Annotated in this window: 15 protein-coding genes; 5 read left to right on the forward strand and 10 right to left on the reverse strand. The window is 47.1% G+C overall.

Features of this window, described 5'->3' with window-relative positions:
• Positions 1-10: 10 nt before the first annotated feature.
• From IB222_RS26470 to IB222_RS26500, 7 genes are all read right to left on the reverse strand, one after another.
• Entirely contained in the window at positions 11-1048 is a 1038-nt protein-coding gene (locus IB222_RS26470) for a type IV secretion system protein (RefSeq protein ID WP_079917022.1), read from the reverse strand.
• Positions 1049-1064: 16 nt separating this feature from the next.
• Positions 1065-1307 (reverse strand): EexN family lipoprotein, encoded by a 243-nt coding sequence (locus tag IB222_RS26475; protein ID WP_000858958.1) that lies wholly within the window; start codon positions 1305-1307, stop codon positions 1065-1067.
• Between the two features lie 9 nt (positions 1308-1316).
• Positions 1317-2018, reverse strand: coding sequence for a type IV secretion system protein (locus IB222_RS26480; protein WP_103682311.1), 702 nt, complete (start codon positions 2016-2018; stop codon positions 1317-1319).
• Positions 2019-2033: 15 nt separating this feature from the next.
• Positions 2034-4607: a VirB4 family type IV secretion/conjugal transfer ATPase gene (locus IB222_RS26485; RefSeq protein ID WP_103682312.1), complete on the reverse strand. Its 2574-nt coding sequence runs from the start codon at positions 4605-4607 to the stop codon at positions 2034-2036.
• The gene (locus IB222_RS26490; protein ID WP_000462629.1) at positions 4608-4925 is read right to left on the reverse strand and encodes a VirB3 family type IV secretion system protein; all 318 of its coding nucleotides are present in this window, start codon (positions 4923-4925) and stop codon (positions 4608-4610) included.
• 39 nt (positions 4926-4964) lie between these two features.
• Positions 4965-5261, reverse strand: a complete 297-nt coding sequence (locus IB222_RS26495) for a TrbC/VirB2 family protein (RefSeq protein WP_015060075.1) — start codon at positions 5259-5261, stop codon at positions 4965-4967.
• A 246-nt stretch (positions 5262-5507) separates the two neighbouring features.
• On the reverse strand, positions 5508-6290 hold the full coding sequence (locus IB222_RS26500; RefSeq protein ID WP_024562119.1) for a lytic transglycosylase domain-containing protein: 783 nt from the start codon (positions 6288-6290) through the stop codon (positions 5508-5510).
• Between the two features lie 99 nt (positions 6291-6389).
• On the opposite strand from IB222_RS26500, the gene IB222_RS26505 reads away from it, so the two are divergent.
• From IB222_RS26505 to IB222_RS26525, 5 genes are all read left to right on the forward strand, one after another.
• Complete coding sequence (locus tag IB222_RS26505) at positions 6390-6707, forward strand: H-NS family nucleoid-associated regulatory protein (RefSeq protein ID WP_000960955.1); 318 nt, start codon at positions 6390-6392, stop codon at positions 6705-6707.
• Positions 6708-6710: 3 nt separating this feature from the next.
• Entirely contained in the window at positions 6711-7061 is a 351-nt protein-coding gene (locus IB222_RS26510) for a hypothetical protein (RefSeq protein WP_149385104.1), read from the forward strand.
• Positions 7058-7396 (forward strand): hypothetical protein, encoded by a 339-nt coding sequence (locus IB222_RS26515; protein WP_032493175.1) that lies wholly within the window; start codon positions 7058-7060, stop codon positions 7394-7396. Before IB222_RS26510 ends, IB222_RS26515 begins: the two co-directional genes overlap by 4 nt.
• A 3-nt stretch (positions 7397-7399) precedes the next feature.
• Positions 7400-7708: a hypothetical protein gene (locus IB222_RS26520; RefSeq protein ID WP_000733764.1), complete on the forward strand. Its 309-nt coding sequence runs from the start codon at positions 7400-7402 to the stop codon at positions 7706-7708.
• A gap of 284 nt (positions 7709-7992) precedes the next feature.
• Positions 7993-8178 (forward strand): ribbon-helix-helix domain-containing protein, encoded by a 186-nt coding sequence (locus IB222_RS26525; protein WP_024562121.1) that lies wholly within the window; start codon positions 7993-7995, stop codon positions 8176-8178.
• Here IB222_RS26525 and IB222_RS26530 read toward each other — a convergent pair.
• The 3 genes from IB222_RS26530 to IB222_RS26540 all read right to left on the reverse strand — a co-directional run bounded on the left by IB222_RS26530 (position 8175) and on the right by IB222_RS26540 (position 9580).
• Positions 8175-8783 (reverse strand): recombinase family protein, encoded by a 609-nt coding sequence (locus IB222_RS26530; RefSeq protein WP_000275218.1) that lies wholly within the window; start codon positions 8781-8783, stop codon positions 8175-8177. The two genes, IB222_RS26525 and IB222_RS26530, sit on opposite strands and share 4 nt — an antisense overlap.
• A 124-nt stretch (positions 8784-8907) precedes the next feature.
• Complete coding sequence (locus IB222_RS26535) at positions 8908-9153, reverse strand: hypothetical protein (RefSeq protein ID WP_149385105.1); 246 nt, start codon at positions 9151-9153, stop codon at positions 8908-8910.
• Positions 9154-9385: 232 nt separating this feature from the next.
• Complete coding sequence (locus IB222_RS26540) at positions 9386-9580, reverse strand: hypothetical protein (protein ID WP_071790232.1); 195 nt, start codon at positions 9578-9580, stop codon at positions 9386-9388.
• Positions 9581-9730: the final 150 nt, after the last annotated feature.

Consider the following 9730-nt stretch of genomic DNA (forward strand, 5'->3'; position numbering starts at 1 on the left):
TTTTGTTTATTTATGCTGCTTTTCCCCGGCTACCACGCGCCTTTCCTGTCAGACCTGAACCGCCAGCCCCTGCATTGCCGCTACTGCTGGCGCTTTGTCCACCGCCGCCGCCAGCTGCTGAAGGTCTTGCTGAAGGCTTCGCTCCACCAAAAATCCCATTAGAGGCAACATTACCCATCGTATTCATCGAGTGGCCCGCATGGCGGGCCGCAGAAGCTATATCAGCAGAAACACCGCTACCGAAATTCGACGCTACCGCTGGAACCTGGAACAACACATAGACGGAAACAATGGTGAGAATGACCAGTCCAATAGCCGTTGATAAGGCATCAAAGCCTTCGCTGCCGTTAAGACCGGAAATCATTTTTGTAAAGAGGCTCATTAACAACCCAAATACGAGAGCCAAAAGAACTATGACCAAGCTGTAATTAATAACGGTCCCCATCCACTTAGCAAATATGCCTTTTGTTGGATTCCACAGGAGACAGAATATAGCTATTGGACCTAAACACAGGCTTATAGCCAGTAGCACTTTAGCCATAATTACAAAGGCAGAACCCAACCCACAAAGAACTACGGTCGCTGCTATTAGAATGAGTCCGATTACTGCGCTCATTATGCCGTTAGCGCTAATGCCAGCCCCTTCGAACGCTGTTTGTATTGCCGTTATAGACTGGTCTACCCCAGTATCAATAATGGCTGCCATCCCTGTGCTTGAGGTTTTATTTTGAGTCACCAATATTGAAGCAAAATTATCAGGCAGGGTTAAAGCCAAATGCACAAGGTCGGTTTGATATAACCCGCCAGCCGTTGCAAAACTCAAAACAACAGCCGCTTTCATATATTGTGTAATTAAATCCCCAAGCGCCTCCCCGCCCCCTCCGGGGCTAAGAGCGGAATATGCACCTTGAGCCATAAACTTGATGGTCAAAAATATTGCAACCGTTGGTGTGACGGTTGCAATGATGGTTGTTACGTTGGTATCAACCATCATATTTATCAGATCATCAATTATGTCAAATATCTGCTGAACAGTATTAAATGCCATAACTACACCCTGAAATTTAGTTTAACTTCGGCACGCTATGAGAGTTATCTTTCCCATGAACAAAAAGTTCAGTCTCTGCGTCTCTTGCATTTTTACAATCAGCATCCTGCAAGGATTCAGCGTTCTTTTTGCATTCAACAAGCATTTGTTTTCGCTCTGTCTCATGCGACTTATACCAATCTTTGTCATGCTCAGGCTTACAACCAGCGAGAGCGGAAACACCGATAAAAACTAAAGCTACTTTTAAAGTCGTTTTCATATAATCACCTTATTTCAACGGAGCGGGGTTATGACCACCATCAGAACCATAAATAAAATTACCTACGGCGCGTTCTCTTTGAGCTTCATACAACTTATCTTGTGATTCCTGAAGCATACTCATGAGCTTCAGTTTCGCTTGCTCGCCCTGAATTGCGCCTTGCGCGGTTTGAATGCGAGCCTGAAGATCAGCAACTTCCTTTACATCTTTAGTTGTGGAAATCTGCTCGGTTAGTGCTTGCATATCACTTAATTCCTGCATCTGATTGTTATATGCCTTTTCAGCTATAACACGGTCATATGCTCCTTTCTCGGCCAACTTTTTATTTAGAGCTTTAATTGCATCAGAAGGATTCATATCATCAACTTCCGAATTAAAGTCACCAACCATACTTTGAACATCACCAGTTACGGACGATGATGAGTTCATGGCATCGCTATAAACTTTCTTCCAGTCGTCAGGAAGATTTTTAGCGAGGGCACTTGTAGACGAACCCAACAACTTCCCAATATCAGTAGTTTTTGTCAGACTATTATAAGTCGACTTTTGGGTTGCCAGTTGTTGCTTTAACTGTTCTATTTGGTCAAGCATTTTAGCCACGCCAGTCGGATCGTAGACCACAACACCAGTACCCTCTATAGCAGAAGCCGTACCAATGGTTCCCGCACCTAACAGCCCAGCCAGTGCAATAGCAATTAACTTCGCTTTCATAACATCATCCTCTAATTAATGACGGCAAAGACGCCAATATTCTTCGATCCAGTTTTCGGGTTCTGGACCATATTTACCTATCAATTCCTCGGCCAACTCGGCATTTTGCGGCTCACCGGAAAGGATGCTGATAATGTTGTTCTTCTCGATTTCATCCCGTTCAGGCGTATTACTACCGTTGATATTCAGGTTGAATGTAGCGAGCGCTGACTGTGACCCTTGCTTAACCAAAAACTGGCGCGAGTGCTCAGGGATTTTGGACATTACTTCAAACTCCGCATCGGTCAGGAAGGAGTAGTCCTTACGGCTGGCATCAGGATCGCGCAGGCAGATTTTTGATGGCGTTTGCGACATCACCGTTTTACCAATGCTGCTTGCGAGCGCGTCATTTGGCTCTTGCGTGGAAAACAAATAAATCGCATCTTTCTTACGGTCTGTTTTAATGCCACGCTTTATTTCCAGCTTTAAAACAGGATCGTCAAGATAAGCATGAAATTCATCGAAACACTGAATAACACGGCGCTTTCCGTCAATTGAATTACGAATACGATAAAGCAAGTACATTAACAATGGCGTTCTGGCCGGGCTGGGAATCTCACCTTCCGCAGCAATAAACTCCGTCAGGTCGAAGCCGAAAATATCATGAGCATCGAGATCTAACGCATCTTCACCATTATCAAAAAGCCAGCCGTATTGGCCGTCATTCGTCCAGTCATTAATCAGGTCTTTGAGATATGGGTGCGTGATGTACCCTTTCAGTCGGGTAATATCTCTGGCCTCAACAGGGATTAAAGAGTGTTCGCCCATGACAGCATCCACAGCCTTATTGAGTTCCATCCCCATATCTTTATCTAATGGGCCGTTATTTGTAATTTCAGCACAGACACGCATAATATTTTTAGTGGTCGCAATATTACGCGGTGTGCCTTTCTGTTTGAGCGGTGAGAAGTTAGTTTTTACGCCCTGCTGTAAAACTTTATAGTAGCCGCCGACACTGCGAATAAACGGCTCCATTCCCCGGTCACGGTCATAGCAGAACATACGCGGATTAAACTTCATGCACTGGCATAACAGGAAATCCAGCAGCGTAGTTTTACCTTCACCAGACGTACCTGTAAGCAACATATGCCCCAGCGGGCGCTTTCCGATTGAGTGTTCTTCCAGTGGGGTGACGTGGAAGTTAAAATACAGCGGTGTACCGTTCGCGGTGCGGAACATCGTCACAGCCGGACCCCACGGATTATTGTCCGGTTTGCCGCGCATAAAATTATGGTACGGGGAGAAATGGAAGAAATTCCATGAGTTAATCGGCGTCGGGCGTGGCGCCCATTTCTGATTACCCGGAATCTTCGCAAAGTAAGCCGCTTCAGAGGCCAGCCCTACGCCGCCCCCCACGAAGCCACACTGACTTAGCATGACTTTAGCTTTACGGGCCTTGCGCTGCACTGCTCGCTGATCGGTATCGAAAACGTGAATAGTGGCATGGTGATAGCCCATCACAATTTCTTTAGAAAGCAGCATATCCAGCGCTGTATTCAACTGTTCAAGCTGGGACTGGCTTCTGTCGCCAGTTTCCATCATGGACTTCTCCTGGCGCTCCAGAAGCGTTTTAGCTGAAGCCTCGGATATGCAAGAAAATGTTTGAGTCAGCAGATATTCAAAATCAGCTTCTTTCAGCAAATTAAACTGACCCGGTTCCGTGTTTTTTTCGTAATCACGGATTTCGATAGCTGTAGTATAAAAATTGCTGTCCAGCGTTCTGACCTGAACAATATCCCCCCATACAGAACTGACAACACGGTTTTCCATGATGTAAGAACCGATACGGTCACGGCAAACAGGAACAATGGACCATTCCAGATTTACCAGAAAATAAAGAAACTCCAGCGCTTTAGAATAAGCGTGAGCAGTCGGCGGGACGGTATCAGCGACGTTGAGCATTACCGGTTCGTCGAAAATATCTGCTTCGTCTACTTCAAGCAGCGACTGTTTTTCTTCAGCGTCAGTTAGCGCTATTTCCTCACCGTTTTTATCCCGGTAATAAATACCCAGGCGCTTGATGCCATAGCCCTTCATCCCCTCCATGATCTGCTCACAGACTTCTTCCATTCCGGTGAAGGCTTCAGCCTGCATTTGAGCCAACTCGTCAGCTGACGGTCGCTCAAACTTAGCCAGGAACTTCTGCGTCTTATCGCCTATCTGGCGATAAAGCACCGTCAGGTACAGGTCATTAACCATCTGGTTAGACCCCGTTTGCAGGCGGCGGTTGTATTCATCCAGGTAGCGTGGGAAGAATTGAGTAAACTCAGAGTCAGGATACTCTTTAGACTGGTGATGATACTCGTGTGACCAGACCTCTACGTGGTCAGTCCCGAAGGATTTAATCAACGTATTAAGATCATCGTTCCATGTAATCAGCTCACGGTCAGAGGCACAGTCATGTGTCCGGCCATCGACTTTAAAGAATGCAAGCAGATCGCCATTACGCATCGAGATAATATAATCATCAAGGTGCTGGCTATGCTGCAAATACTTTTCATTAACGCTCGGCTCGTCTCTGAACGTTTTAGGTTTAAGCAATGCCACCATTTATTTCAGCTCCTTTTTCTTGTAATCCACAGGGGAATAACTTGAACCACTCCATTGTTTAAATGGCGTGTCGTGTGCATTACGAAACTTAGTCTGTAGCCATAATGAAAGGATGCGAAACATACGGTCGTCGTATTTAGTTAGCGCTGCTGCAATTGACCACAGAACCGCAAATACAAGGAGTGACCATAAATGTAACGTCATAAACAGCGTGGCCGAGATCATGAAGATAACCAGCGCCACAGTACGCGGAACGCCAGCAAGCCGGGGGACGCGTGTTGCACCTTTAAATAATGGCCGTTGTCCATTTTCAAACATAAAACCTCACTTAATGGGGGATGTACTCCCCCCCATTAATCAGCTGCCGATACCAGTCAGGGATACCAGATATGATGCGGAGCCAATGCCAACCATTGCGATTGCGAGACGGAACATAAAACCAGCGGAAATAAGATGGAACAGCCAAACGAGGAACGACACGATCACGCCGATAGTACAGGCGATAGGAATCCAGGTATCCAGCCATGACTTGATGTTGTTACCTGTACTGGCCCCGGTGTCTGCCCCGCCAGCTGCGAGGGCCAGTTCTGGCGCTGCGATACATAACAGCGCAACCAGCAGCGCAAACCCGTTATTTTTGAAAAAAGTAACCATATATACCTCTACCTTTCCTTTGTTGATTTCAATATCAATCGGCACTCGCCGACATTGCACTTATCCAGAAGAAACTCCGTCAGGAGTCTCAGGTCTGCCCATGTGCGAAGTTCGTGATCTTTATTCAACCGAATGGAGCAACGAACCTCACCCAAATTTTCATCCTTTACGTCAAATATGGGATACCACTGCTTTAGTGAAATCCTTTCAATTACAACCTCCTGTATTTTTCCGGCTTCGCATAAATCAATTATTTGAGACTGCAACAGGAGATAGATTTTTGTCATTCATAACCTCACTCCCTTTTTGCTCTGCTTTGGTCAGAAACGCGTCAGTGTTATCCTGCGAAAACACATCACCACCACTATCACTTTCACCCGTAAACGCATCGTGCTCACCCTCAAAGGTTGCGCCCTTCGCACTCACAGGCTGGCTCTCCGCTTCCTCGTTCTGCCCATCAGGTAGCAACGTAGGGATCTTTAAATCAGACTGTTTAGCCACGTTAATTACTTTCGTGACATACCCGTTTGAAATCCCCCGCACTTGCGACCCGGTGTTGTAGCAGGACAGCGCGTGTCTTAATGCTATCTGGCCGGGCGGGTTGGATTTCAGGGCCGTACTATAACAGTCTTTTAAAATGGTCTGACTGGCGCGGAGATTGATGCAGGGTTTAAATACCTGCTCAACCGTGATACCTAACGAACTCAAATTGTTAGAATTAATCATCGCAAGCCCCATATCGATGCTTTCATCTTTCTTGAGGTTTTTGATTAGCCGGTTGGCAACTTCTACCGCTTCAGCTTCGGTTTGCGGTTGGCGTTTCAGGTTTGCGCCACGGTTAACGTTAATAAAATACGGGTTGTTCCCGGATTCATGGCCGACGATATAGGCCATTGTCAGCGGTGAAACGTCTGGTGCGCATCGGGCAGCAAGGCTGGCGATCGTATCCGAGGCAGAAGCCGCGTGAGCGCCCCCCTGAAAAGAAAGGCCGGAGATACATACCGCTATCAAGCACCATGATTTTTTCATTTTTGTATGTCCGTGTAATTGTAATTTTGACGACTTTTATTTATCATAAGGGCCAATAGAATCGTGTCAAGAGAAAAAGACGTTAAAGGGAAGAAACCTATGCTTGTTCCTTTGCAGTCGGAGAAGCGACCAAAAGGGACGCCTGTATACCGTGACCCGGAGAATCCATTTAACACCTGGAGCGGGTACGGAAAGCGCCCTGTCTGGTTACAGGAACGATTGAGTGATGGGTATCTTCTGGATGAAATGAAGCTGCCTGGTGCAGTGGTGGATCGGGATACCAAATCCCCTCGATACCGTGACCCGGCTAACCCGGCTAATACGTGGACTGGCGTTGGCCGTCGTCCTAAATGGTTAGTTGAGCTGCTGGAAAAAGGTGTGGATTTGGACGATCTGAAGATTCGAGAAAGGGAGTGAACGATGGGCAATGTAATTGAGTTTAAGAGGCTGAAAGGCGAAAGAAACCAAAAAGACAAAATGCCTAAAAGGGGGGTACTGCTGTGGTTCAAAAAGATTGCCCTGTCCCTCAAAAACAACCTCTTTACCTACTCTAAGTCATGTTGCTGTATTTGTTTGTTTTTTGTAAGCGCTGCGTCAAGAAAGCTATTGAAGTTGATCGCCACACTATCAATCGTGCTGTTTCTTGTCGAGTGGTTTATGGGCCGTTTGGGAGCGCCAGAGTTTTATAACCTGTTGTTCCTAATGGGATTGCTGTTGGTTATCAATGTGATTTCAACAAGCTGTATCAAATGGATAAGAGGGAACGTATGAGTAAGCTAAGAACCGTTGCAAAAATATTATTGATGTACTGCATCTTCAGTAGCGCCAGCGCCTTTGCGGAGGGAAATACTAAGGGTGATCCGTGTCTCGCGTTCACCTGTATGGCCGGAAAGTTACAAGGTAACGAGGCAACATCAGGGCCTGACTGTGTAATGGGCCGCCAGAGCTTCTTTGAGATACGAATTTACACCCCCTACTACAACCCCGACGCGACAGCTGCTGCTCGTAAAGTATTTCTAAGCACTTGCCCTATGACCACTATTTCAGAAAACAAAAACACACTGGAGCTGATTATTCAGCGATACGGACGTTCATTTCAGGAGTAACACATGAAGAAACTAATCCCAGCTATCATTGCCGCCGCCCTGCTCTCCGGGTGCGCCACTCAGAACGACGCGGTAGCACTCTCAAATCGAATCAGCGATCAGCAGAAGCAAATCAACGCGCTTTCCGTTCGCCTCCAGTCTGCCGAGCATCGCTTGAGTCAGCAGGAGTCAGCTTTTCGCTCAGAACAAACGCAGAACAGCAGCTACTGCTACCTGAACGGCGTCAAATACTCTCAGGGATCGGTGTTCGCTGGCCGTATCTGTGATGGCAGTTCCGGCAGTGTAGCCTGGCGTCTTTACTCCCACCGCTAATAAGCAAGGCTTCCGGGCTTGCCCCGGAAGCGCTTCCTCCAGACATGGATATTGAGCTGCACAATCCATGTTTATCACAATAATCATATTGTTAAAGAGCATAAAAAAGTCGCCATGAAGGCGACTTAAATGAGCTTGAATCGTGCATATTTTATTTTTGTAAGTGCCCTGGTGCTGTATTCAGGGTGAATATTTGCACTATATAGGCACTATCTGCAACCACTTTAATCTATCTGACAGCCACATACACTGCTTGCACCTGTAACTGTGTGGAAACGGATGTAATGGCCGAACCCTATTTAAAAAATCGCCGACGCTTCACCTCGTCCCTTGATAATCAACTTGTCCCATTGTTTGACGCGCTAGCGGCCAAAACGCGGATACCTAAAAGCCGCCTGCTCGATGAAGCTATAGAGGATTTGCTGGTCAAACACGGCGTTCCTGGTAAAAAGGTCGATAGCCAGAATTAACTTTTGCTCACCCGCGTAACCGTCCGTTCCGATACGCCAGCGAGTCTGGCCGTCTCGCTGATAGATTTCCCCTGGTGCCGCAAAGAACGGATCAGGTCATGCTTATTCTGGTCGGGCATCCGGCCACGATAAACCCCCTTCTGTTTGGCTTTCTTTACGCCTTCCTGCTGGCGACGGCGGCGATCTGTATAGTCTTTTCGGGCGATGGCCGCGAGCATATCAAGCATCATGCTATTGATGGCCGTCAGCATACTCCGTGTAAATTCATCGCTACCGTGGGGCATTAACGCCGCGTAGCTGGTTGGCAGGTCCAGACTGATAATCGCCAGGTTCTTTTCCTGCATCATTCGCTTCAGCTGCTGCCAGCCTTCATCATCCAGGCGTGAAAGGCGGTCTACCTGCTCAATCAGGATAAGATCGCCCTTCTCAGCATCACTTAGCAGGCGCATAAGCTCAGGGCGTTGCAGGGACGCGCCAGACGCATTCTCAACGTACCATCCGGCTACCCGGTGATTATGCTCAAGCGCAAAGGCTTTAAGCCTCTGCTGGGCGCGTGACGCATCCTGATCGTGCGCAGAAGCCCGGAGGTATCCAAATATGTACATGACCGCCTCTTATGTCATTAGGGTTATGTCACTATAACCTATGTCATTAGAGTTATGCCATTAAGGCGCGAGGGGAAGGATTCAGAGGGTGACAGAAGGGTATACTTAAAAGACACAAGCCGCCTTATTGACGGCGGCGCAGCTCGGCTTTGATAGCCTCCAGTTGGCGGGTGTTAACGCTAATCCACTCACGGCTTGTCATGCCTCCGCGTGAAAAGACTCGCTCTCGCCATTCGTCGCTTTCCCATTTAGCGATCCGCTGCACGTTCTCTATGCCGAAATACGACAGCGGGAAAACGCGGAAATAGCGATCCCATATCATATAGGCAGCGGGAAGGCCCACGATGATCAAGACGATTAAGATTTCCATTAGCTTTCTCTGCGACTTTTATGGATGCACCAGCTTTCACCAACATTTCTAAAAGCCCACACCCAGGCAAGGGCGCAAGCGATGCTTAAACCCGCCATATTCCATAACTGCGGCTGCGTATACCCATCACTATGAAAAACGAGTCCAGCTCCAGCAGACAGGCTTAAAACCATGAATATCAAGCCGCAGGTTGCGTTAAAAATGACTCCAAACATATTAACCCCAATCAAACTTAATCGTGACAGTCACGCTTGCTTTGAATGCTAATCCAGTAAGCAGGCTCAACAACCCAAATTCCACAATCGTAGGCTATCGCTTTATGACGGCGGTTAACCAGCCATATCGTCCAGGCAAGTAAGCGACTATTTCCACGATAAAGGGTTTTGCCTCCCTTGATCATGACAACATAACGAGGCTTCTTACTCATATCTTCTCCTCACCGCTTGTTCCGTTATTCGATCCCAATATTATAGTTAGCGGCATTAAAAGTAAATAATAGTCACCTTTGTTTTTACTGGTAATTACTAAATCACCGTGCTAGTGTTTTCTCAGCGTTACATTACTACGGAAAATTGCA

Origin of the sequence: Citrobacter sp. C13 (assembly GCF_014596815.2) — a bacterium.
Classification (GTDB): domain Bacteria; phylum Pseudomonadota; class Gammaproteobacteria; order Enterobacterales; family Enterobacteriaceae; genus Citrobacter; species Citrobacter portucalensis.

What these genes read in the sequence shown, in the direction of transcription:
- IB222_RS26525 (WP_024562121.1), top strand. Translation starts at nt 7,993, where the DNA reads ATGGCCGAACCCTATTTAAAAAATCGCCGACGCTTCACCTCGTCCCTT.
- IB222_RS26515 (WP_032493175.1), top strand. Translation starts at nt 7,058, where the DNA reads ATGAGTAAGCTAAGAACCGTTGCAAAAATATTATTGATGTACTGCATC.
- IB222_RS26480 (WP_103682311.1), bottom strand. Translation starts at nt 2,018, where the DNA reads ATGAAAGCGAAGTTAATTGCTATTGCACTGGCTGGGCTGTTAGGTGCG.
- IB222_RS26475 (WP_000858958.1), bottom strand. Translation starts at nt 1,307, where the DNA reads ATGAAAACGACTTTAAAAGTAGCTTTAGTTTTTATCGGTGTTTCCGCT.
- IB222_RS26505 (WP_000960955.1), top strand. Translation starts at nt 6,390, where the DNA reads ATGCTTGTTCCTTTGCAGTCGGAGAAGCGACCAAAAGGGACGCCTGTA.
- IB222_RS26495 (WP_015060075.1), bottom strand. Translation starts at nt 5,261, where the DNA reads ATGGTTACTTTTTTCAAAAATAACGGGTTTGCGCTGCTGGTTGCGCTG.
- IB222_RS26535 (WP_149385105.1), bottom strand. Translation starts at nt 9,153, where the DNA reads ATGGAAATCTTAATCGTCTTGATCATCGTGGGCCTTCCCGCTGCCTAT.
- IB222_RS26490 (WP_000462629.1), bottom strand. Translation starts at nt 4,925, where the DNA reads ATGTTTGAAAATGGACAACGGCCATTATTTAAAGGTGCAACACGCGTC.
- IB222_RS26500 (WP_024562119.1), bottom strand. Translation starts at nt 6,290, where the DNA reads ATGAAAAAATCATGGTGCTTGATAGCGGTATGTATCTCCGGCCTTTCT.
- IB222_RS26530 (WP_000275218.1), bottom strand. Translation starts at nt 8,783, where the DNA reads ATGTACATATTTGGATACCTCCGGGCTTCTGCGCACGATCAGGATGCG.
- IB222_RS26470 (WP_079917022.1), bottom strand. Translation starts at nt 1,048, where the DNA reads ATGGCATTTAATACTGTTCAGCAGATATTTGACATAATTGATGATCTG.
- IB222_RS26510 (WP_149385104.1), top strand. Translation starts at nt 6,711, where the DNA reads ATGGGCAATGTAATTGAGTTTAAGAGGCTGAAAGGCGAAAGAAACCAA.
- IB222_RS26485 (WP_103682312.1), bottom strand. Translation starts at nt 4,607, where the DNA reads ATGGTGGCATTGCTTAAACCTAAAACGTTCAGAGACGAGCCGAGCGTT.
- IB222_RS26540 (WP_071790232.1), bottom strand. Translation starts at nt 9,580, where the DNA reads ATGAGTAAGAAGCCTCGTTATGTTGTCATGATCAAGGGAGGCAAAACC.
- IB222_RS26520 (WP_000733764.1), top strand. Translation starts at nt 7,400, where the DNA reads ATGAAGAAACTAATCCCAGCTATCATTGCCGCCGCCCTGCTCTCCGGG.